Raw genomic sequence first — 22379 nt, 5'->3', positions numbered from 1 at the left:
ACATGAGGCCGTCCATCATCCTTTCCGCGCTCCTGCTGGCGTCTGCCCAGTTGTCCGCCTGGGCGCAGCAGCCGGCCACGGCTCCCACCCGCAATACACAAAGTCAGGAGCGCTCGCTGATCGCCCGCTCCGTGGACGACCGGGTGGCAAGCGACTGGGGCCTGCAACCGCAGGAGTGGGCGCGTTATCGCGAACTGATGGACGGGCCGTTGGGCATCTACTCACCCAACCTGGACCCACTGTCCGCCCTGGGCATCGAGGCGCGCACAGACGAGGAGCGGCGCCGCTACGCCGAACTGCAGGTGCAGATCGAAGCGCGCCGTGTCGAGAGACTGCTCGCCTACCAGCGTGCCTACGACGCGGCCTGGCGGCGCCTGAATCCAGGCATGCAGCGGATGAACCTGCCTGACGACAAGCCCGACACCGGCACAAGCGCCAATCCCTTGCGCGGCTCCGGCCGCACGGCGGTGTTCGTCAAGGACGGCTGCGCGGCCTGCGGGCAGCTTGTGCAGCGCCTGCAATCCTCTGGCACCGAGTTCGACCTGTACATGGTTGGTAGCCGCCAGGACGACACACGTATTCGCGACTGGGCCAAGCGTGCGAACGTCGATCCGGCGCGCGTGCGCAGCGGTGGCATCACGCTCAACCATGATGGCGGGCGGTGGCTGTCGCTGAGCTTGCCCGGCGAGCTTCCAGCAGTCGTGCGCGAGGTGAACGGCCAATGGCAGCGCCAGCCTTAGTGGCCACCTCCGTTTCGCAGTGCTTGCGCACACTGGCGCTCGCGGCGGGCCTGTGCGCCTGCGCCGCCCATGCCCAGGAAGTTCCGCCACCGGCTTACCAACTCGCCGCCCAGCGCGCGGGCGTTCCCTCGACGGTGCTCTACGCCGTGGCCTTGCAGGAGAGCGGCATCCGCCGCAACGGGCGCATCGTCCCGTGGCCGTGGTCGCTCAACGTCGCCGGCCAGTCGCACCGCTTCGCTACCCGTGCCGACGCCTGCGCCGGACTGCAGCAGGCGATGCGCTCCACGCAGCACACGCGCATCGACGCGGGCCTCGGGCAGATCAACCTCGGTTACCACCAGCAGCGCTACGCCAGCCCGTGCGACCTGCTCGATCCATACCGCAACCTTGCCATCGCCGCGGAAATCCTGAAGGAGCAGCACACCACTGGCGAGGACTGGTTACTGGCAATCGGTCGCTACCACCGCCCTGCGGGCGGAGAGCCTGCCGCCCGCTACCGGCGCAGCGTGTCGCGCCACCTTGCCCGTGTGCAGGGCACGCGCCCAACCGCTGCGGCACTCGTCGCGCACCAGGAGAAATCCCCATGACGAAGTTCCAACTGACCAATCTCACGCTGAAGGGCCTGCTCGTGCTGCTGGCGGCTCTGCCACTGGCCTCGCGCGCCGGAGAGCCCCTGATCGTCGTCGAGGACCGTGGCGGCACGTCGGCGCTGCCGTACTACGAGGCTCTGAACCTCCAGCCGCGCGCCAATGCCCCGGCCCGACCGCCCATCCCGATGCTCCCGGTGCCCGCCACGCCCATGGACGAAGCCGCGATGTTGCCGGTGCGCAGTGCCAAACTCACGCCTGGCACCGTCGCGCGGCGCGTGATCGAAGCGCCCGGCCTGCGGCCGTTCGCGGTCATCGGCGACGACGAGGCTTCCCGGGCCTGGCTGCAGCGGCGCGCCGCGGCTTTGCGCGAACGCGGCGCGGTCGGCCTGGTGGTCAACGTCGAAACCGCGCAAGGCCTGGCACGGCTGCGTGCCCTGGTGCCGGGCGTAGCCCTTGCGCCTGTGGCCGGTGACGACTTGGCCGAGCGCCTGGGTCTGCGCCATTACCCGGTGCTGATCACAGCCACCGGCATCGAGCAATGAAGCCATGTCGGGGAAACAGCCGGTCGAGGTTTTGCTGCGCCCAGCGGTGGAGTTCTATACCGTCGCGGCGTGTGCAGGCGCCGCGTTTCTGTCCCTGGTGGCCCCGTGGTCGCTCGCGCTGAGCCCCGCCATGGGCGTCGGCAGTGCGCTGGCGTTCTGCGTCTACGGTGCCATCCGCTACCGCGATGCCCGCGTCATCCTGCGCTACCGGCGCAACATTCGCCGCTTGCCGCGCTACGTGATGACCAGCAAGGACGTGCCGGTCAGCCAGCAGCGTCTGTTCGTGGGGCGCGGGTTTCTGTGGGAGCAGAAACACACCCATAGGCTTATGCAGACGTACCGACCGGAATTTCGCCGCTACGTCGAGCCAACGCCGGCCTACCGGCTGGCACGCAGGCTGGAGGAACGACTGGAGTTCGCGCCGTTCCCGCTGTCCCGGCTGCCTGCGCTCACGGGCTGGGATGTGCCTTTCAACCCGGTGCGCCCGCTGCCGCCTGTGGGCGGCCTGCCGCGCCTGCACGGCATCGAGCCCGATGAGGTGGACGTCAGCCTGCCGCTGGGTGAGCGCGTCGGGCATTCGCTGGTGCTGGGCACCACGCGCGTGGGCAAGACGCGGTTGGCCGAGTTGTTCGTGACCCAGGACATTCGGCGCAAGAACGCCGACGGTGAGCACGAGGTCGTCATCGTCATCGACCCCAAGGGCGACGCCGATCTTTTGAAGCGGGTGTACGTCGAGGCCAAGCATGCGGGCCGCGAGAGCGAGTTCTATGTCTTCCATTTGGGCTGGCCGGACATTTCCGCGCGCTACAACGCCGTGGGCCGCTTTGGGCGCATCAGCGAGGTGGCCACCCGTGTTGCAGGACAGCTCTCCGGGGAAGGCAACAGCGCGGCATTTCGCGAGTTCGCCTGGCGCTTCGTGAACATCATCGCCCGTGCCCTGGTGGAACTGGGGCAGCGTCCTGACTACATGCTGATCCAGCGGCATGTCATAAACATCGACGCGCTGTTCATCGAGTACGCCCAACATTACTTCGCCAAGACCGAGCCCAAGGCCTGGGAGGTGATCGTCCAGATCGAGGCCAAGCTCAACGAGAAGAACATCCCGCGCAACATGATCGGGCGCGAAAAGCGCGTGGTGGCGCTGGAGCAGTATCTCTCGCAGGCGCGCAACTACGACCCGGTGCTCGACGGCCTGCGCTCGGCGGTGCGCTACGACAAGACCTACTTCGACAAGATCGTTGCATCGCTGCTGCCGCTGCTGGAGAAGCTCACAAGCGGCAAGATCGCCCAGCTTCTGGCCCCGAACTACTCCGACCTGGCCGACCCGCGTCCGATCTTCGATTGGATGCAGGTGATCCGAAAGCGCGCCGTGGTCTATGTCGGCCTGGATGCGCTGTCCGATGCCGAGGTCGCCGCAGCGGTCGGCAATTCCATGTTCTCCGACTTGGTTTCGGTCGCTGGCCACATCTACAAGCACGGGATCGACGACGGCCTGCCGGGCGCCTCGGCTGGCTCGCGCGTGCCGATCAACGTCCATGCCGATGAGTTCAACGAGTTGATGGGCGACGAGTTCATCCCGCTGATCAACAAGGGCGGCGGCGCTGGCCTGCAAGTCACCGCGTACACACAGACGCTCTCGGACATCGAAGCACGCATTGGCAACCGCGCGAAGGCCGGTCAGGTGATCGGCAACTTCAACAACCTGTTCATGCTGCGCGTGCGCGAGACGGCTACCGCTGAATTGCTGACCCGGCAATTGCCGAAGGTCGAGGTCTATACGACCACCATCGTCAGCGGCGCGACCGACAGCTCCGATATTCGTGGAGCGACAGACTTTACGTCAAACACCCAGGACCGCATCAGCATGTCCAGCGTGCCGATGATCGAGCCATCGCACATCGTCGGCCTGCCCAAAGGCCAGTGCTTCGCGCTGCTGCAGGGCGGTCAGCTTTGGAAGGTGCGTATGCCGTTGCCGGCGCCAGACCCGGATGAAGTGATGCCGGCGGACTTGCAGCAACTGGCCGGGCACATGCGCCAGAGCTACAGCGAGGCCACGCAGTGGTGGGAGTTCACCAGCTCCCCGGTCTTGCAGGACGCGGCCTTGCCGGACGATCTGCTCGATGAGACGGCCATCGCCACACCCATCACCGGCACGGGCGACACGGCCAGCGAAGAGGCCGCGCCATGAGCGATGCCGCCTCGACTGCGCAGCGCGAGCAGAACCGCCGCCAGGGCTTGATCGTCGGCACCATCACCTTGCCGCTCCGGCTGCTCGGGGTGCTGGTCGGCTCGCTGCTGTTCTCGATCCTGATGGAGTGCATCGGCATGCACCTGTTCTGGAAAGACCAGGGCTGGCAGCACTCCCAGCAAATGTTGCAGTACGAGCTGGGGCACCTGTCCAAGCATTTCACGCGCAGCGTGGTCGTGCAGGAGCCGGGGCGAACGGCGCACGAGCTGGTGGACACGGGTTATGAATGGGTGTTCGTGCGATCAGGGCTCCTGGAGCGCATGAGCCAGACCGCCGAGCGCGCCCGCGCGCCCAGCCAGGGGAAAAACCAGGACGGAGGGCGCAACTTCCGCTACTTCATCAGCCAGGTCTATGTCTGGACGGAGAGCTACCTGATCGCCGCAGCCTTCACGACGCTTACTTTCCTCGTGCGCCTGCTGGTCCTGGCGCTCACGCTGCCGCTGATCTTCACGGCCGCTTTCGTCGGCCTGATCGACGGTTTGGTACGGCGGGATGTGCGCCGGTTCGGCGCAGGCCGGGAATCCGGCTTTATCTATCACCGAGCGAAAGCGAGCCTGATGCCGCTGGCCGTGCTGCCCTGGGTCACGTACCTGGCGCTGCCGATCTCGGTGCATCCGCTGCTGATCCTGCTGCCCAGCGCCGGCTTGCTGGGGCTGGCCGTGAGCCTGACTGCAGGGAGCTTCAAGAAGTACCTCTAGGCCATCAATCCGGTCATCCGCAGGTTCTTATTGTTTGCGGCCTGATACGCCTTTGATCGCCACGATCAAGCCATTGCTTATCACACAGGAATGGCGCGATGTTGGCTCCGATCTGGCTGCGCGCCGCGCATCGCGGCGTGCCCACTTTTCTCGTGACGGCCCTGCTGATGGGTCAGTTCCCGGTTGCCTTGGCCGAATCCCCGGCACAGCGCCAGGAGCTGGTTGCCGCGCTACGCCAGCTCGACGCGCTGGAGCGCACCATCGCGGATGGCGCTGCACACGCACCCATCCAGCCGGGCGAGCGCTACCACTTCGATTACCCACGACTGCTGGCTGATCTGGCGCGTGTGCGCGCCGGCATCCAGGCCCATCTCACACCGTCGCGCGCCCAGCCACGCGACCTCTCCGAACTGGCTGGTGAGTACCGCACCGAGCGGACCGCCCCGCCATCGCTGCCGACGACTGCGCAGGGCAGACCATGAACGGCGCCCAGGTCTCGGCATTTCAAGCCAACAGCGGTATCGCGCCGTCCGCGATGGCGACCGTTCTGGTCGGCATCGTGTTTGCGGTTCTGCTCGTCTGGGGCGTCTGGGCCATCCGAACGGCCTACGTGGGGTGGGCCGAGAACCGCCTCAACCAACGCCAGTTCCTCGGCGTCTGCATCCGCTTCGTCGCGATGTACCTCGTCATGACGTTCTTCCTCCTCTCCTGACCTGAAGGGATTGACCATGCCAAACCGCATCCTCACTACTCGTTTTGTCCAACGCGCCGCCGTCGCCCTGGGTGCCGCCGCGCTGCCCGCGCTGTCGTTTGCGCAAGGTCTGCCGCAGCTGGAAAACCCGACCCGCGGCGCCGGCAGCGGCATCATGGAAACAATCAGGAACTACGGCTACGACATCATCATGCTCGTGGCCCTCCTGGTGGTGGCGTCGATGTTCATTGGCGTGTGCTACCACGCCTACGGCACCTACGCGGAAATCCACACCGGTCGCAAGACTTGGGGGCAGTTCGGTCTCACGGTCGCCATCGGCGCCGTCCTGCTCGTGATCGGCATCTGGCTGCTCACCGAAGCCACCGGCATCCTGTAAGCGAGGACGGGCTATGTCCGAGCAACAGCATGTCCGTGCCGATGGGACAGTCACGTTCCTTCCACACCGGCTCAACAGGCACCCGGTGGTCGTGCGCGGCCTCACTGCCGATGAGTTGTGGATTTGCTGCGGCCTGTCCGGCGCTGCCGGCCTGGTGGTTGGCGCGCCGCTGTCCTGGGTGTTACGCACCATTGCCATCGCGCCGACCTTCGTTGTCCTGGGCGTGGCGCTGGGCGTTTTCATCGGCGGCGGCATCCTGCGCCGTCTCAAGCGTGGGCGTCCCGACACCTGGCTGTACCGGCAGTTGTAGTGGCGCATTGCCACGCGCCATCCGCTGATGGCCGGTTGGGTGGGCGGCCATGTGCTGATCTCGCGCTCCGGCTTCTGGACCATCCGCAGGGGCATGCACGGGGGCGCGCGATGAGCCGTTTCAAGAACGAGATCACCCACCTGCAGGCGCACATCAAGACGCTGCGCCTCGGCGCGGGTGCGCTGGTCATCGTCGCCCTGGTCATGGGCGGCGGCTGGTGGAGCGCACCGCGCGATCTGACCATCCACGTCCCGCCTGACCTACGCTCCGGCAGTACCCGCAAGTGGTGGGAAGTGCCGCCCGAGTCGGTCTATGCGTTCACGTTCTACGTGTTCCAGACCCTCAACCGCTGGCCGACGAATGGCGAAGAAGATTACCCGCGCAACCTCCATACGCTCTCGCCGTACCTCACCCCGTCCTGCCAGGCATTCCTCAAGGCGGACTACGACTACCGCCGCAGCACCGGCGAACTGCGCCAGCGGGTGCGCGGCATCTACGAAATCCCCGGTCGCAGCTATGGCGACAACCCCACGGCGCGCGTGCGTGTGATCTCCGACCGCGACTGGGTGGTGACGTTGGACATCAGCGCCGACGAGTACTACGGCGCCGAGCAGGTCAAACGCGCCCTGGTGCGCTACCCCGTAAAGGTCGCGCGGGTGGACGTCGATCCCGCACGCAACCCGTTCGGCCTGGTGATCGACTGCTACGAGGGCACGCCCCAGCGCATCAGCGCACCGGAGCCGACGCGCCCGGTGCCTGGTGGCCTGACGCCGCAAGCGCCTCAAGGAGGTAATTCCCCATGAAGCCCATGAAGCATCCTGTACTCGCGCTGCTGGGGCTGCTGGCCGTGGCCGCCGCAGTGGTCGTGTCCCCCGCTGTCCAGGCGGTGGAGATCCTGCGTTGGGAGCGCATGCCGCTGGCGGTGCCGTTGAAGGTCGGCCAGGAGCGCATCGTGTTCATCGACCGAAACGTCCGCGTGGGCGTTCCCGCAGGCGTCGGTGAGCGCTTGCGCGTGCAGAGCGCGGGCGGCGCGGTGTACCTGCGCGCCAGCGAGCCGATCGAGCCCACTCGGCTGCAATTGCAGGACGCCGACACCGGCGCGCTGATCCTGCTCGACATTGCGGCGGAGCCGCCCAAGGACGGCGAAGCCGAGCTGGAACCGGTGCGAATCGTCGAGGGCAACAACTCAACAGCGCGCTATGGCGATCAGCCTGACGGTGCCGATGCGCCCCATGCACGCGCTCAGGAGCAGGCGGGCACCCGGACGGCGCGGCGCGAAACGCCAATCCCCGTCGTGCTGACACGTTTTGCTGCGCAGAACCTCTACGCACCGCTGCGCACCGTGGAAGCCTTGCCAGGCGTCATGCGGGTCAACCTGCGCCGCGACCTCGACCTCGGCACGCTGATGCCGACCTTGCCGGCACGCGCGGTCGCGCTCGCCTCGTGGCGCCTGGAAGACCAGTGGGTCACTGCCGTGCGCCTGACCAACAGTAGCAGCGACTGGATCAGCCTCGACCCGCGCGTGCTGCAAGGGGATTTCCTCACCGCCACCTTCCAGCACGAGGCGCTTGGCCCGCGCGGAACCCCCGAGGACACCACCGTCCTGTACCTGGTGACGCGCGGGCACGGCCTCGCGCAATCGCTGCTGCCGGCGATCCATCGCTTCGACCCCGCTGTGCATCTCCCGCAGCCCAAAGCAGCAGCCAGCGACGACAGGGAGGCCCGCCATGCGCAGTAACGGACTCCTGAAGTGGCTGCTGATCCCCGTGGCCCTGCTGGTGCTGTTTGTCGCCATCCGGCTGTTTTCCGGTGGCGGTGCGTCGGCACCGCCTGTCGCGGATGGCGGCGGCAGGCTTACGCCGGAAGAAATGAAGGCGCTGGGCATCGAGGGTGACACCCCGCGCGACACCGTGGCGACGCTGGTTGCCCAGGTGAAGCAGTTGCGCACCGAGCTTCAGACCGCGCTGTCCGACAACAGGTCGCAGCGTGAGGAGAACCAGCGACTGCGCCAGCGCGAGAACGCCATCGACCAACGCATCAGTTCCGCCCTCGAATCCGAGCGCTCCAACCTGCGCCGCGACCAACAGCAGGCGGCCAGCGCGCGCCAGCAGACCGAGGGGCTGCTCGCTGACCTGCAGCAGCGCCTGGACAGCATCGGCGGGCGTGGCGGCGGCCATGCCGATTTGCCGGTGGGGCTGGGCCTGCGTGACGGCGACGAGGCCGGCATGGAAGGCGGTATGCGCTGGGTGGAGCCGGATGACGCGAAACAAAGCGACGGGCGTGGCAGGTCGAATGGCGGCATAAGCTTCCCCACCAGCTTCGGTTCCGCACAGAGCACGCTGGAAACCACAGCGCAAACCGTGGCGAACGCGGGCGCACGCGCGGCAGGCGTCAAGAGCCCGACGCCCGTCTATACCGTGCCGACCAACTCGACGCTGATGGGGTCGGTGGCGATGACGGCGCTGATTGGCCGCGTGCCGATCGACGGCACGGTGAACGATCCATACCCCTTCAAGGTCTTGGTCGGGCCTGACAATTTGACCGCGAACGGCATCGACATTCCCGATGTGGCCGGGGCCGTGTTCTCCGGCACCGCATCGGGCGACTGGACGCTCTCCTGCGTGCGCGGCCAGGTGCGCAGCATCACCTTCGTGTTCCATGACGGGACCATCCGCACCATCCCCGAGGATCGTGAGGGCAACCAGCAGAACAACCAACAACGCGACGGCCTGGGCTGGATCAGCGACCCGCACGGCATTCCCTGTGTCAGCGGCGAGCGGCGCAGCAATGCGCAGCAGTACCTCGGCACCCAGGCGCTGATCACGGCGGCTGGGGCTGGCGTGGCCTCGCTGATCGAATCCGACAGTGGCAGGGCGTCCTATGTCGGCGCCGACGGCTCCATCGGCAGCGTGGGCATCAGCGGCCAGGAAGCCGTGGGCCGGATTCTCGCCAGCGGCGTCCAGGACATGTCGAGCTGGGTCAACAAGCTCTACGGCCAGGCCTTCGCTGCCGTTTATGTGCAGCCCGGTGCCAAGGTCGCCGTCCACCTCGAAAAACCGCTCGCCATCGACTTCGATCCCGAAGGCCGCAAGGTCGATCACCGCGCAGGAGAAAGCCATGCCCTCGAACTTGAATAGCTGGGCTCAGGGCCTGGCGCTGGCCTTGGCCGTCGCGCTGCTCGGTGGCTGCGCCACCAGCAAGGAAAAGCTGCTGACCCACGGCGACAGCACGATGATGAACATCTGGCAGCAGAACGCCGGCGACGGCGGCGGTGGTGCCGGCCAGGTAGCGCGCAGGCAGTTGCTCGATGCGCGCCAGAGCCTGCGCAGGCCGCTGACCGAGATGGACGTGCAGGCCGCGCCTGCCGAGCAGATGCGCTACACGCGCACGGCGCGCAACGAGGTCTACCGCCAGTTCCAGCGCCTGCCTAACCCCGATCTCGTGATGTACGTGTATCCGCATTTGGCGGGCACCGACCCAGTGCCGATTCCGGGCTATACGACCGTGTTCCCGCTGTACCAGCGCGTGCAGTACGCCATGCCAGGCGAGCGCGTGGAGGATTACTGATGCGCTGGAAACTCCCCAGACCGAAGCCGACCGCGCCGAAGCTGGCCGCATCCGATGCTGACGACGACGAGCAGCCGGACGGCTGGCAACGCCACGTCGAGGCACTGCGCCAGGTCGGCATCCCCGAACCCGGCACGGCGGTGCAAGGCCGCAGGCCGGCGACCCTGGCAGACGAGCAGGCGCTGTACGAGGTCGCGCCGTCGTTCGTGGAACTGCTGCCCTGGGTGGAGTTCCTGGCGCAGTCGAAAGCCATGTTGCTGGAGGACGGGCAATCGGTGGCGGCGTTCTACGAGCTGGTGCCGCTGGGCACCGAAGGCCGGGAACCTGGCTGGCTCGCGCAGGCCCGCGATGCCTTGGAAAACGCGCTGCAGGACAGTTTCGATGAACTGGATGAGAACCCCTGGGTGCTGCAGCTCTACGCTCAGGACGAGCCCAGTTTCGACCAGTACATGCAGACCCTGCGCGACTATGTGCAGCCGCGCGCCCGTGAGACGGCGTTCACCGAGTTCTACCTGCGCTTCTTCGGCCATCACCTGCGCGCGGTGGCCAAGCCGGGCGGTCTGTTCGAGGACACGGTGGTCACACGGCTGCGCTGGCGCGGCCAGACCCGGCGTGTGCGCATGGTGGTCTATCGCCGCGTGACCGGCCAAGGGCAAAACAGCCGCCGCGGGCAGACGCCCGAGCAGATGCTCAATATCGTTTGCGACCGCCTGTGCGGCGGACTGGCGAACGCCGGCATTCAGGCCCGGCGCATGGTGGCTGCGGATGTTCACGACTGGCTGCTGCGCTGGTTCAACCCGCGTCCCACGTTGCTTGGGCCTGGGGCCGAAGACAGGGAGCGCTTCTATGCGCTGGCGCGCTACCCCGACAGTACGGAGGCCGGCGAAGACGGCGAGATCGAATTGGCGAGCGGGCGGGATTTCAGCCAGCGGCTGTTCTTCGGCCAGCCGCGCTCCGACGTGGCGCAGGGCACCTGGCATTTCGACGGCCTGCCGCACCGCGTGCTGATCACCGACCGCCTGCGCATGCCGCCGGGCACAGGGCACCTGACCGGCGAGACACGCAAAGGCGATGCCATCAACACGCTGTTCGACCAGATGCCCGAGGACACCACCCTTTGCCTGACGATGGTCGCCACGCCGCAGGATGTCCTTGAGGCGGACTTGAACCACCTGGCCAAGAAAGCGGTCGGCGAAACCCTGGCGTCGGAGCAGACGCTCAAGGACGTGCATGAAGCCCGTTCCCTGATCGGCAGCGCGCACAAGCTCTATCGCGGCACGCTGGCGTTCTACCTGCGCGGGCGCGATGAGGCGGAACTGGACCGACGCGGCCTGGATCTGGCGAACGTCATGCTCAACGCTGGCCTGCAGCCGGTGCGCGAGGACGACGAGGTGGCACCGCTCAACAGCTACCTGCGCTGGCTGCCGTGCTGCTACAACCCCGGCCAGGATCGGCGCAAGTGGTACACCCAACTGATGTTCGCCCAGCACGCGGCGAACCTCTCGCCGGTGTGGGGCCGCGCCCAGGGTACGGGGCACCCCGGCATCACGATGTTCAACCGCGGCGGCGGGCCGATCACCTTCGACCCGCTCAACCGCCTGGACCGGCAGATGAACGCCCACCTGTTCCTGTTCGGCCCGACGGGTTCGGGCAAGTCGGCGACCCTCAACAACCTCTTGAATCAGGTCACGGCGATCTACCGACCCCGCCTGTTCATTGTCGAGGCCGGCAACAGCTTTGGCTTGTTCAGCGACTTTGCCCGGCGCCTGGGCCTGACCGTGAACCGGGTCAAGCTCGCGCCGGGCTCGGGCGTTACCCTGGCGCCGTTCGCGGATGCGCGCCGGCTGATCGAGACGCCCAGCGACGTGCAGACGCTCGACGCCGATGCCCTGGACGAAGACCTGCCGCCCGATGCTGTGGCCATGGAGGCAGATGAGCAGCGCGACGTACTGGGCGAATTGGAGATCACCGCGAGGCTGATGATCACCGGTGGCGAAGACAAGGAAGAAGCCCGGATGACGCGGGCCGACCGCTCGCTGATCCGTCAGTGCATCCTCGATGCCGCAGAACACTGCCACAGCAAGGATGGCGAGAAGCGCACCGTGCTCACGCGCGATGTGCGCAATGCGCTGCGCACGCGCAGCCAGGACCCGACGCTGCCGGAAATGCGGCGTGTGCGACTGCTGGAGATGGCCGACGCCATGGACATGTTCTGCCAAGGCACGGACGGCGAAATGTTCGACCGCGACGGTTCGCCGTGGCCCGAAGCCGACATCACCCTGGTCGATCTGGCGACCTATGCCCGCGAGGGCTACAACGCGCAGCTCTCCATTGCCTACATCAGCCTGATCAGCACGGTGAACAACATTGCCGAGCGCGATCAGTACCTGGGCCGCCCGATCATCAACGTCACCGACGAAGGGCACATCATCACCAAAAACCCGCTGCTCGCCCCCTACGTGGTGAAGATCACCAAGATGTGGCGCAAGTTGGGGGCCTGGTTCTGGCTCGCCACACAAAACATCGACGACTTGCCGCGCGCCGCAGAGCCCATGCTCAACATGATCGAGTGGTGGATCTGTCTGTCGATGCCGCCCGATGAGGTGGAGAAGATCGCCCGGTTCCGCGAACTCTCGCCTGCGCAGAAGGCGCTGATGCTTTCAGCGCGCAAAGAAGCTGGGAAGTTCACCGAGGGCGTCATCCTCTCCAAGAGCCTGGAAGTGTTGTTCCGGGCCGTGCCACCGAGCCTCTATCTCGCGCTCGCGCAGACCGAACCCGAGGAGAAAGCCGAGCGTTACCAACTCATGCAGCAGCACGGCATCAGTGAACTCGACGCGGCCTTCAAGGTGGCCGAGAAGATCGACCAGGCGCGCGGCATCGAGTCGCCAGCCTTGGGCCTGCCGCAATAGCCGCCGGAGACTGCCGTGAAACCGAAACGTCCTTCCATTCCTATGCCGGTGCAGGCGTTCCGCCGTCGGCGCTCGCGCAAGCGCTGGCCCTGGTTCTTGGCCGCTGGCTTGATCACACTGCTGCTGATCTGGCTCGTGTCCCGCACTCCCAGCGAACCCGCGTCGCTGGCTCCCGCGCCGGTCAGTGCTGCGCAGGTAGCCGGACCTCCCTGGCAGATGGGCAACCCCGAGGGCCGATTCACGCTGACGCTCTATGCCGACCTCGAATGCCCGTTCTGCCGAGCGTACTTCCCGCAGCTCAAGCGCTGGGTGGGCGCCAACGCGGACGTAGCCCTGCAATGGCAGCACCAGCCGCTGGCCGTACACGAACCAGCCGCATCCGCCGAGGCACGCCTGGCAGAGTGCGCCGCCGAAACAGGTGGGCATGCAGCCTTCTGGCAGGCCATCGAATGGGTCTATGCGCACACGCGCAGTGACGGCCTGGGATTGCCCGAGGGTCTGCGCTATCCCGGCCTCAACCCAGCCGTCGAGAAGTGTTTGGCCAGCGAGCGGCCCGTAGCGTTGATTCGCGCTCAGGCCGAGGAAGCCACGAAGGGCGGCGTAACTGCGACGCCATCGCTTCGGCTGCATGATCGTCAGACCGGCCAGGCGATCCTGCTGCAGGGGCCGATCGAAGGCGATGCACTGCTGTCGGCCATGGACATGCTGGCGGCTGAGGATTCGGTCACTTCACCCACTACCGAAATGCCTGCCGACGTCGTCGGCGACATGCCCAGGTAGCCTGCGGTCATTGAGGCTACGGCGCAGCACGCTGCGCTGACCGCTACCCGTTCGCCTCGCATCCTGCCACGAACGATCACCGCAGCAGCGGTGATGGATGCACCTTGTTCCGTTGTTCCATTCCCTGGAGGGCCTGCCCTCCAGGGGCATGTGCGCCCTCCGATTTCCCTGCCTGGAGGTTCGCCATGTCTGTCGTCATCAATGACTCCTGCCTGGAGTCGCTTTCCGATATTTCTGTTCAGAACGAGGACTGGATCGTCCAGCAAGCCATCGTGTTGCTGGAGCGACGGGTTTTCAAAGCAGGGCCACGTCTTGAGCGGCCCGCTGCGGTCAGGGACTACCTTCGCTTGAAGCTGGTCGCCGAGCCCAATGAGATATTCGTCGTCGTGTTCATGAACAGCATGCACGACGTGCTGGCCGTGGAGCCGATGTTCCATGGAACGATCAATGCGACCTCGGTTTATCCGCGTGTCGTGCTGCAGCGAGCGTTGCAACTGAACGCCGCTGCGGTCATCTTCGCCCATCAGCACCCCTCGGGCACCACCGAGCCATCCAATGCGGATCGCTTGCTGACCGAACAGTTGAAGACGGCCTTGGCGCTTATCGACGTGCGGGTACTCGACCATTTTGTGATTGGTCAGGGCGCACCGTACTCATTCGCCGAGTCTGGTCTTTTGTAATCACAGCGGGGGCTTCGGCCTCCGCTTTCTTCCATGCGGCAGCATCGAACAGGTATGCGGGGTGCCCGCGATGCGCATTGTTTGTTGGGGCGGCAGCGGGTTCGCGTTCGACTATGGCTCTGATCAACTTCCAGGGCACGCGACATGCCAGCATCTTTATTCCGCTTCGCATCCGGCTGGCGAACCCTTGGCCTGGCCGTTGCACTGCCGGCATCCTTGGCCGTTTTCAGCCCAACCACCTTCGCCGCCGATGTGGTGGTCGTCACCGACAGCCGCCACCCGGTCAAGACCATGGGTGGGGAACGGCTGATCGAGCTGGATGAAGGCCCGCGCATCGAAGCCGAGCTTTCCGCACAGCTGCCCGCCGATCCTGAGCAGGCCGCGGTCATCGTCAAGCGCCGCCTGAACAACGGCGGTGCCGACCTCCAGCGCCGCATTGCGTCGGCATACCAGGGCGTCGCCGACGCATGGAGCCTGGGTGTCACCAGCATTCCGGCGGTCCTGGTGGATCAGCGTTACGTGGTCTATGGCGAGCCGGACGTGGCCCGTGCCGTCGCGCGCATTGCGCAACACCGGAGGCCGCAGCCATGACCCGACCCTTCGAGCGGATGCGCCGCCTGCGTGCTGGCGTGGCCTCAGTGCTGCTGCTCAGCGCCACGGGCAGCTACGCCCTCAACACCGCAACCATCGTTGGCTCAGTGGCATCGCCAGACTGCCTCGAATACCGCGTCGTCGGCATCTGCTACTGGCTCTACTGCACCTGGACGGGCTGCACGGTGCGCACGTCCATCAAAGTCCGCCACTACATCCCCGATGCGGTCGTCTCCAGCTACAGCAACACCGGCGAGAACCCCTGGGTCGAAGTTCGACCGATGAGCACGCCCAACCCTTCGGCCCAGGCCGGCGGAGACGGCACCACCAACGAAGACCACGAGAACAATCTCGCCAAGTTCAAGAACGCGGATGTCATCGGCCATCCCGGCGTCGAGGTGTTCAACCAGTTCGTCTCATCGTCGGGCTACTTCTGCGAGGGCGCGGGCACGGCGTTCATGCCGTACCTGCTCAGCACCCTGGACACACTGGCCTGGCGCTACAACGTGCCCGAGATGGTCTACCCGGAGGCGCTGATTCCTGGCAGGCGCGAGGTCGGCGCGCGCACCACGATGAACCTCTGGGGCAACGTGTATCCGCGTGGCGGCTTCCTGCACCAGGCCGACGACCACAAGGCCGGCGCCGTGGTGGCCCAGCGCGCTGGCGATGTCGTCACGCGCCGTGGGCAGATTCACGTCTATCAGCCGCTGCTCGCCAACTCGCGGCCCGGCTACTGGCCTGCCGGCGCGCTGATGGAAGGCGATGCCTCGACGGGCAAGTGGCAGGAACTCACGCCCGTCCTGTCCTCGTCCTGCACGGTGTTCCCGCGCAGCGGCTTCCTGACCCAGGCGCAGCAAGGCGACTACGCCTGGGCGCTGTGGCGTCCCTATGCGTGCTGCGAACGCCGGGGGCAAATGTTCCTCGGCAGCGTCGATTTCCAATGAGGGTACGGCGATGAAGCGTCCTGAACTGATGAACCTCTCCCCAAAGGCACGCCGCCTGCTGCGCCCCATGGTATTGGCTCGGGTATCGGCTGGGCTGCTGGCTGGCGGACTCGTTCTTGGCGGCGGCCTGGCGTGGGCGCAGACCGGCTTTCAAACCGGCGGCTCCGTGATCGGCGACGAGGTGATGTATTCGATTGGCGGCGGCAGCGCAGTGTCCATGGGCCGCGCTGCCGGCATGCGCTCGATCGGCGTTGGCGTGGGCTGGAACAGCAACCTGATCTGCGGCGACATGAGCATCCAGACCACGCTGCGCAACCAGCTCAACGGCGTCACCAACGGCTTTCAGCAGATCATGAGCAACGTGATCCAGAGCGCCACCAGCGCGGTGGCATCGCTGCCTGCGCTGATCATCCAGCGCGCCGATCCCGGCCTGTACAACCTGCTGACCAACGGCGTGCTGCAGGCGCGCCTGGATTTCGACCGCTCCAAGCTGACCTGCCGTGCCATGGCCGAGAAGATGGCCGACACGGCGGGCGGACAACTCGGCTGGAGCCAGATGGCCGAAGGCATGGCACTGCGCGATGCGGTGTCGAGCACGGATGCCGTGTCGGCAATTGAACAGGCGGAGACGCGCCGCGGCAACGACGGCGTGCCTTGGGTGGGTGGTAGCAATGCGGGCGGCGCAGGCCAGTCGGCCATCCGCGTGGTCGGCGACGTCACCCGCGCAGGCTACAACCTGGTCAACGGCCGCAGCGTGACCGACACATCGTCCATCGCTGCCGCCAGTTGCGCGAGTCTGTCTTGCCAGACCTGGACCTCGCCACAGCAGGCGACCGAATGGGCCACACGGGTTCTCGGCGAACAGGTGCAGCGCACTTGCGATGCCTGCACCAAGACCGAAACGGTGCCCGGCGTCGGGCTGACGCCGCTGATCCAGGAGGAGTACGAGGCAAAGCTGGAAGCCTTGCAGGAACTGGTCTCGGGAACGCGCAACACCACCTTCGAGAACCTGCGTGCGGCTGGCAGCACCTCGCTGCCCATCACACGCGGCGTCATCGAGGCGCTGCGCGACGAGCCGGATCAAGACCTGCTGGCGCGGCGCCTGGCCTCGGAGGTCGCGCTGGCGTCGGTGCTGGAGAAGGCATTGCTGCTCCAGCGCACCCTGCTGACCGGCAAGAAGGAGCCCAACGTCGCGGCGAACCAGTTGGCGGTCGAGGCCGTGAACCACGAGAGCGACACGCTCGACCAGGAAATCCGCAACCTCAAGACCGAGCTGGAGCTGCGCCGCGAGCTGGCGAACAACTCGCCCATGGCCATCATCCAGCGCCATGGCACACGCGCGGCTGGCTCACGTGGCATCTACGAAGGCGATCCCATTCCCGACCGCCTCGACCGGCTCCAGAAGGGCAATCCGGGAGGCAACCCATGAACCCGTCGCGTGCCAGCTGGCTGCGCCCGCGCTGGCTGTTCAACCGGCGCGCGATGAAGGCGCTGCTGTGGACGGTGTTGCTCGTTGCCGCCGCTGTGGGCGCCAACATCGTCGGCATTTATCTCGTCGGCAGCGTTGCCAACTGGGAGCGGTGGCTGGCGGCCACGGCAGGCTACTTTCTAGTGTGGCGGATGTGCCTGTACGGCGCGACAGCCTACGGCTGGGTCTGGATGCGCCGCCGGCTGCTGGCGCGTGAGGCCCAACGCGGGGCTGATAGGCAGGCGCGACGGCGCCTGCTGCGCAGCGAGATCGCCGGCGTCGCCGCCATTGTGGCGCTGGAAGCCAGCCTGTTGATGCAGGCCGCTTGAAGGGGCGAGGACATGACGCTTTTCACCACCGACTACTTGGAGTACTACCTGACGCTGGTGTCGTGGATCGTCCATAACGGCATCTGGGCCGTGCTGGTGGCGAGCGGCGTATTCGCGCTGCCTTTCATTGCCATCATCGTGCAGGAATGGCTGAAGGCCCGTGCGGAGGGCGCCGACGAAGGCAACAAGGGCGTGCTCTCGGCTGCGCGCATTGAGAACCGGGTGTTCGTCGCCATCGTGGTGGTGATGTTCGCCGGCATCCCATTCATCGACGTGGATCTCAACACCATCCGCTACGACAGCTCGCGCTCGGCCCAATGCCAAGTCAGCGTGCCGCAGCCCACCGATACCGGCTGGTCGCAGTCCTTCAGCACTATCAACAACCAGTCGGCGAAGGTGCCCGTCTGGTGGGCCTTTATGCACACACTCTCGCGAGCAGTGACCGGTGCCTCTGTGGCGGCGATTCCCTGCGGCACCGACTTGCGGCAGATGCGCATGGAGATCGACGCGACGCGCATCGACGACCCGGTATTGGCTCAGGAAGTGGCGGATTTCTCGCGGGACTGCTACGGACCGGCACGCGCCAAGCTCTTCATGCAGCGCCCGGACCTCGATGAGACACAAATGCACGACGTGACCTGGATCGGCTCGCGCTTCTTCACGGACACCGGCGGCTACTACGACAGCTATCGCTCCAGCACACCACGCGATGACTGGCCCTACGACAGCAACCGTGATGCCGGGCTTGCGCAGGTGGCCAGCGGTGGCGGCTATCCGTCCTGCAGGCAGTGGTGGGCCGATGGCAGCAATGGCCTGCGCGCACGCCTGCTGGGGCAGGTAGACCCAAGCCTGCTGAATCGCCTGGCGGGCTGGGCCGGCTTTCTGAGCCGAGCCGAGGTGGACGACTCGGTAATCCGCACCATCGCCTCGCCGCGGCAGCAGAAACTGAACCAGGGCAACGTCTATACGGACTACGGCGGCCAAATCGACAAGACCCTGCCAAACATCGTGACGCGGGCCACGGGCGACGTCGGCATGGCTGTCGGCGCGATTGCCGCGTTTCCCGCCATGGACGTGGTGCGCCAAGCGCTGCCCATGGTGCTCGGCTTGCTCAAGATGGCGCTGGTCATCTGCATCCCGCTGGTGCTGGTTGTGGGCACCTATGACTTGAAGACGGTCGTTACCGTGAGCGTCGTGCAGTTCGCGCTGTTCTTCGTCGATTTCTGGTTCCAGCTCGCGCGCTGGATCGACAGCACCATCCTCGATGCGCTTTATGGCTGGGGCTTCGGCTGGAACCGGCCACACGCCAACTTCGATCCACTGGTGGGGCTGAACAACGCCTTTGGCGACCTGTTGTTGAACTTCGTTATGGGGACGATGTTCATCGTGCTGCCCACCTTTTGGATCGGTGCGCTGACCTGGGCCGGAATCCGCGCTGGAACGATCGCAAACAGTTTCTCAGCAGGTACGAGGGACGCAGGCGCTGCCGGTGGAAAAGGAGCTGGCGCAATGTCAAGGAAGTTGAAGTGACGCACGCTCAAGCCGAGTGTCAGTCATCATCCTTGTACATCTCATGAGATGTGTCGTTGTAGAGATTCGGGTCATAACCCGGTGTCTCTCGAAGTTCTTCCAAGGTGGTAGGAAACTGCAAATGGAACTCTTCGTCTGAATGGCTCTGATTTGCTGCCCATCCCACAGCCACGACACAAACCAACAGCAGTGCCAGCCAGAACGCGGAATAGAGCAGTACACCGAGCACGGCCAGCTTGACCACCCACAACAGCACGGTGGCACCAACTACCGGCACGCCCCTGTACACCAACCAGCTCGACGCCCGCCGTTCGCCACGCGCATAGGCGCGCCATCCACGGCCAAAGCTACGGCCGAGGCGTTCTGCGGTGCTGATGCGGGTCGTCGTGTTCATGGTCGTCACCTGCTATATGTGAAATCACTACTCCAGTTTGCTCCAATCCTGCTTGCTTGCCTGTACCAATGCGCTCCATTCGTCCGGCGGATTCCCGCGCCCGAGCATCTTCTCGAACACGGCATACGGGTCTGATTTGCTTCCCGAAGACCGCAGGGTCTGTTCATCGTTGACCCAGGCGTACACGATGACCTTCGCCTTCGAGTCGTAGCGGAAGAACAGCCGGTATCGCCTTCCGAGCTTGGCCCGCCGCCAGTGGCGATATGCCGGCCCCATGGTGTTGCCTTGCCGGTACTCATCGCGCGCCGGGTCACTCGGTATCACGTCTTGTATCAACTGGGTCAAGGCCCGGAAGAACTTGACGTTGGCGTTCGATCCGAACCCTTCCGGGTCGTTGCCTTGGGCGCGCAGCACAGCCGCGCGCAGCTTCATCAACTGCTCGATCAGGTTGTCGTGGAACAGCAGTGTCCAGCCATGCTGTTGCATCAGATTTCCACGTCCTCATCGAAATCATCGCCCAGGTCCACCTTGTGCCCCGCGTGCTCCAGCATTGTGCGAGCCAGATTCTCGGGCAGGCCGCGCACATTCCGACCCGCTTCAATGTCGCGGGCCAGCAAGGTCAGAAACGCGGCAATGGCCGGGTCCTCGTGCTCGGCATCGGCGCGGGTCACGACGACCTCACTGCCACGAAGCTCGAACGCAAGCTTGCTGCCGGTATCGGCCCCAAGTGCCTGTCGGATGGACTTGGGTAGCGTGATCTGGCCTTTGGAGGTCAGCGTGGCAACTTCGTGAATGGCAGGCATGGCGGCTCTCTTGATCGCAATTCCCGTATTGTAAGGAAATATCCTTACCTCGTCAATGAAAGGTCTCACCGGGGTCCTCCAGCATCCAACAATGAATCTCATCGTAGGGTGGGAACAGCCAGCCTTCCTGCATCAATCCGGCCCCGCCATACCCGCATTGACGGTGGACAACCAATGCTCACCGCTCTATATCCAAAGGCTTCTAAAGGCCAAAGGGCCGAAACGGCAAGGGAATGGGGTGCAAGGGGAAAGGCCCTACCCGAAAAGGCGAAAAGGCCGCCCGCTTGCCCGCCACCAGGACACCCACATGCTCTCTCTGTTCCAGCGGAAACGGCCTCCGGTCGCTGCCGCTCCGTCGCCTGCACCCGTCACCGATCTCCCGAAAGGGCTGCTGCAACCGGAATCGGCCGCATCGCTGCTGGCGACACCGCGCCGGCAGAAGCTGCTGGAACACATCTGGCAGCGCACCTCGCTCTCGCGCAAGCAGTTCGCCGCGCTGTACCGCACGCCGATGGAACGTTATGCCGAGCTGGTCCAGGCCTTCCCGGCCTCCGAGGCGCATCACCACGCCTACCCAGGCGGCATGCTCGACCATGGCCTGGAAATCGTCGCCTACAGCCTGAAACTGCGGCAGTCCCATCTGCTGCCCATCGGCGCCAACCCCGAGGATCAGGCTGCGCAAGCCGAAGCCTGGACCGCTGCCGTCGCCTACGCCGCACTGCTGCACGACATCGGCAAGATCGCCGTCGATCTGCACGTCGAGCTGGCCGACGGCTCGATCTGGCATCCGTGGCACGGCCCGCTGTGCCAGCCATACCGCTTCCGCTACCGAGACGATCGCGAGTACCGGCTCCACAGCGCCGCGACAGGCTTGCTCTACCGGCAACTGCTTGACCGTGAAGTCCTGGATTGGCTCAGCTGCTATCCGTCGCTGTGGGCACCGCTGCTCTACGTCCTGGCCGGGCAGTACGAGCACGCTGGCGTGCTGGGCGAATTGGTGGTGCAGGCCGACCGAGCTTCCGTGGCCCAGGAACTGGGCGGCGATCCCACACGCGCCATGGCCGCGCCCAAGCACGCACTGCAACGCAAGCTGCTCGACGGGCTGCGTTACCTGCTCAAGGAGGAGCTGAAGCTGAACCAACACGAAGCCTCGGATGGCTGGCTCACCGAGGATGGTTTGTGGCTGGTGAGCAAGACGGTCTCGGACAAGCTTCGGGCACATCTGCTGTCCCAAGGCATCGACGGCATCCCAGCGAACAACACCGCCGTGTTCAACGTGCTGCAGGATCACGGCATGTTGCAGCCCACGCCGGACGGCAAAGCGATCTGGCGTGCGACCGTGACCAGTTCCACCGGCTGGAGCCACTCGTTTACGTTGCTACGGCTGGCACCCGCGCTGATCTGGGAATCTGGTGAGCGACCGGCACCGTTCACCGGGACGTTGACGATCGACACGCCCACCGCAGTTGAAGATGTCGAAGCAGGAGCCACCCTTTCTGCGAAAGGCGCGACGTCCGCTTTGGAGAATCCAAACGCTCCGCCAGCGGAGGGTAGTGGCATCACCTCAGCCCCTCCACCCAAGGCCCAGGCCAGCCCCGACGTCATAGCGGACATGCTGGCGATGGTGGGAACGGGAAACTCGCCAACCACAGATCAGGATGTGGAAACCGTCCCGGACGAAGTACCCGCAACTCTCCCCGATGCGACCCAGCCGCCCTTGGCCGCCGCTGCGCCTTCGTCACCGGCCTTCACGTCCTCGACGACACAGCCATCCGGCGAGCACTTCATGGCGTGGCTGAAACATGGCATCGCCACGCGGCGGCTCATCATCAACGATGCGAAAGCGCTGGTGCATACCGTGAGCGACACCGCCTACCTGGTCAGCCCTGGCGTGTTCCAGCGCTATGCGCAGGAACACCCGCAGGTAGGCAAACTGGCCAAACAGGAGAACCTGCAGGATTGGCAGTGGGTGCAGAAGCGCTTCGAGCGACTGCAATTGCATCGCAAGCAACCAAGTGGCCTGAACATCTGGACTTGCGAAGTCACAGGCGCCAGAAAATCGAGGAAGCTACATGGCTATTTACTTATCAAACCAGAAATGGTTTTCGAATTTACGCCTCCAAATAACCCATATATATTTTCAATGAAATTTCCCGGCCTATGAAGAT

Annotated in this window: 24 protein-coding genes and 1 pseudogene; 22 read left to right on the top strand and 3 right to left on the bottom strand. The window is 65.4% G+C overall.

Annotated elements, in window-relative coordinates; all coding sequences use genetic code 11:
* Positions 1 to 2: 2 nt before the first annotated feature.
* From Q9451_RS08080 to Q9451_RS07980, 21 genes and pseudogenes are all read left to right on the top strand, one after another.
* Positions 3 to 740, top strand: a complete 738-nt coding sequence (locus tag Q9451_RS08080; RefSeq protein WP_026383915.1) for a TIGR03759 family integrating conjugative element protein — start codon at positions 3 to 5, stop codon at positions 738 to 740.
* The gene (locus Q9451_RS08075) at positions 722 to 1327 is read left to right on the top strand and encodes a transglycosylase SLT domain-containing protein (RefSeq protein ID WP_026383916.1); all 606 of its coding nucleotides are present in this window, start codon (positions 722 to 724) and stop codon (positions 1325 to 1327) included. Before Q9451_RS08080 ends, Q9451_RS08075 begins: the two co-directional genes overlap by 19 nt.
* Positions 1324 to 1872: an integrating conjugative element protein gene (locus Q9451_RS08070; protein WP_026383917.1), complete on the top strand. Its 549-nt coding sequence runs from the start codon at positions 1324 to 1326 to the stop codon at positions 1870 to 1872. Before Q9451_RS08075 ends, Q9451_RS08070 begins: the two co-directional genes overlap by 4 nt.
* Positions 1873 to 1876: 4 nt before the next feature.
* Positions 1877 to 4060, top strand: a complete 2184-nt coding sequence (gene traD / locus Q9451_RS08065; protein ID WP_026383918.1) for a type IV conjugative transfer system coupling protein TraD — start codon at positions 1877 to 1879, stop codon at positions 4058 to 4060.
* The gene (locus tag Q9451_RS08060) at positions 4057 to 4818 is read left to right on the top strand and encodes a TIGR03747 family integrating conjugative element membrane protein (RefSeq protein WP_012205979.1); all 762 of its coding nucleotides are present in this window, start codon (positions 4057 to 4059) and stop codon (positions 4816 to 4818) included. The genes traD and Q9451_RS08060 overlap by 4 nt, the downstream gene beginning before the upstream one ends.
* 98 nt (positions 4819 to 4916) lie before the next feature.
* Positions 4917 to 5300: an RAQPRD family integrative conjugative element protein gene (locus Q9451_RS08055; RefSeq protein ID WP_012251136.1), complete on the top strand. Its 384-nt coding sequence runs from the start codon at positions 4917 to 4919 to the stop codon at positions 5298 to 5300.
* Positions 5297 to 5530: a TIGR03758 family integrating conjugative element protein gene (locus Q9451_RS08050; protein ID WP_012205981.1), complete on the top strand. Its 234-nt coding sequence runs from the start codon at positions 5297 to 5299 to the stop codon at positions 5528 to 5530. The genes Q9451_RS08055 and Q9451_RS08050 overlap by 4 nt, the downstream gene beginning before the upstream one ends.
* A gap of 16 nt (positions 5531 to 5546) precedes the next feature.
* A complete protein-coding gene (locus Q9451_RS08045; protein WP_012205982.1) occupies positions 5547 to 5906 on the top strand; it encodes a TIGR03745 family integrating conjugative element membrane protein in 360 nt (119 codons plus the stop codon).
* 13 nt (positions 5907 to 5919) lie between these two features.
* Positions 5920 to 6330: pseudogene (locus tag Q9451_RS08040) on the top strand (TIGR03750 family conjugal transfer protein).
* Positions 6327 to 7019 carry a PFL_4703 family integrating conjugative element protein gene (locus tag Q9451_RS08035; protein ID WP_012205984.1) on the top strand — a complete coding sequence of 231 codons (693 nt, stop codon included), beginning with the start codon at positions 6327 to 6329 and terminating at the stop codon, positions 7017 to 7019. Before Q9451_RS08040 ends, Q9451_RS08035 begins: the two are co-directional and overlap by 4 nt.
* A gap of 5 nt (positions 7020 to 7024) precedes the next feature.
* Positions 7025 to 7954 (top strand): TIGR03749 family integrating conjugative element protein, encoded by a 930-nt coding sequence (locus Q9451_RS08030; RefSeq protein WP_026383919.1) that lies wholly within the window; start codon positions 7025 to 7027, stop codon positions 7952 to 7954.
* On the top strand, positions 7944 to 9353 hold the full coding sequence (locus Q9451_RS08025) for a TIGR03752 family integrating conjugative element protein (RefSeq protein WP_012205986.1): 1410 nt from the start codon (positions 7944 to 7946) through the stop codon (positions 9351 to 9353). The genes Q9451_RS08030 and Q9451_RS08025 overlap by 11 nt, the downstream gene beginning before the upstream one ends.
* Positions 9334 to 9783 carry a TIGR03751 family conjugal transfer lipoprotein gene (locus Q9451_RS08020; protein ID WP_012205987.1) on the top strand — a complete coding sequence of 150 codons (450 nt, stop codon included), beginning with the start codon at positions 9334 to 9336 and terminating at the stop codon, positions 9781 to 9783. The genes Q9451_RS08025 and Q9451_RS08020 overlap by 20 nt, the downstream gene beginning before the upstream one ends.
* Positions 9783 to 12692, top strand: coding sequence for a conjugative transfer ATPase (locus Q9451_RS08015; RefSeq protein WP_033936266.1), 2910 nt, complete (start codon positions 9783 to 9785; stop codon positions 12690 to 12692). The genes Q9451_RS08020 and Q9451_RS08015 overlap by 1 nt, the downstream gene beginning before the upstream one ends.
* A 15-nt stretch (positions 12693 to 12707) precedes the next feature.
* Positions 12708 to 13472, top strand: a complete 765-nt coding sequence (locus Q9451_RS08010) for a thioredoxin domain-containing protein (RefSeq protein WP_026383921.1) — start codon at positions 12708 to 12710, stop codon at positions 13470 to 13472.
* Positions 13473 to 13657: 185 nt separating this feature from the next.
* Positions 13658 to 14152, top strand: coding sequence for a DNA repair protein RadC (gene radC / locus Q9451_RS08005; protein ID WP_026383922.1), 495 nt, complete (start codon positions 13658 to 13660; stop codon positions 14150 to 14152).
* Between the two features lie 144 nt (positions 14153 to 14296).
* Positions 14297 to 14743 carry a TIGR03757 family integrating conjugative element protein gene (locus Q9451_RS08000; protein WP_026383923.1) on the top strand — a complete coding sequence of 149 codons (447 nt, stop codon included), beginning with the start codon at positions 14297 to 14299 and terminating at the stop codon, positions 14741 to 14743.
* On the top strand, positions 14740 to 15687 hold the full coding sequence (locus tag Q9451_RS07995; RefSeq protein ID WP_026383924.1) for a TIGR03756 family integrating conjugative element protein: 948 nt from the start codon (positions 14740 to 14742) through the stop codon (positions 15685 to 15687). The genes Q9451_RS08000 and Q9451_RS07995 overlap by 4 nt, the downstream gene beginning before the upstream one ends.
* Before the next feature lie 10 nt (positions 15688 to 15697).
* Complete coding sequence (locus Q9451_RS07990) at positions 15698 to 17116, top strand: integrating conjugative element protein (protein WP_033936267.1); 1419 nt, start codon at positions 15698 to 15700, stop codon at positions 17114 to 17116.
* Complete coding sequence (locus Q9451_RS07985) at positions 17113 to 17484, top strand: hypothetical protein (RefSeq protein WP_014596088.1); 372 nt, start codon at positions 17113 to 17115, stop codon at positions 17482 to 17484. Before Q9451_RS07990 ends, Q9451_RS07985 begins: the two co-directional genes overlap by 4 nt.
* A gap of 12 nt (positions 17485 to 17496) precedes the next feature.
* On the top strand, positions 17497 to 19014 hold the full coding sequence (locus tag Q9451_RS07980) for a conjugal transfer protein TraG N-terminal domain-containing protein (protein WP_023124768.1): 1518 nt from the start codon (positions 17497 to 17499) through the stop codon (positions 19012 to 19014).
* Positions 19015 to 19033: 19 nt separating this feature from the next.
* Here the strand turns inward: Q9451_RS07980 and Q9451_RS07975 are convergent, their stop codons facing one another.
* Genes Q9451_RS07975 through Q9451_RS07965 form a run of 3 tightly spaced genes read right to left on the bottom strand, consistent with a single transcriptional unit; the run spans position 19034 to position 20211 of the window.
* Positions 19034 to 19408 (bottom strand): DUF3742 family protein, encoded by a 375-nt coding sequence (locus Q9451_RS07975; protein ID WP_014596086.1) that lies wholly within the window; start codon positions 19406 to 19408, stop codon positions 19034 to 19036.
* Positions 19409 to 19435: 27 nt separating this feature from the next.
* Positions 19436 to 19894: a type II toxin-antitoxin system YhaV family toxin gene (locus Q9451_RS07970; protein ID WP_023124769.1), complete on the bottom strand. Its 459-nt coding sequence runs from the start codon at positions 19892 to 19894 to the stop codon at positions 19436 to 19438.
* Positions 19894 to 20211, bottom strand: coding sequence for a type II toxin-antitoxin system PrlF family antitoxin (locus Q9451_RS07965; RefSeq protein ID WP_014596084.1), 318 nt, complete (start codon positions 20209 to 20211; stop codon positions 19894 to 19896). The genes Q9451_RS07970 and Q9451_RS07965 overlap by 1 nt, the downstream gene beginning before the upstream one ends.
* 307 nt (positions 20212 to 20518) lie before the next feature.
* On the opposite strand from Q9451_RS07965, the gene mobH reads away from it, so the two are divergent.
* Positions 20519 to 22375, top strand: coding sequence for a MobH family relaxase (gene mobH, locus Q9451_RS07960; RefSeq protein ID WP_026383926.1), 1857 nt, complete (start codon positions 20519 to 20521; stop codon positions 22373 to 22375).
* Positions 22376 to 22379: the final 4 nt, after the last annotated feature.

The organism is Pseudomonas sp. NY8896 (assembly GCF_039634505.1).
The sequence above is the reverse complement of the archived record's forward strand: the minus strand, read 5'-3'. Positions and strand labels throughout refer to the sequence as shown.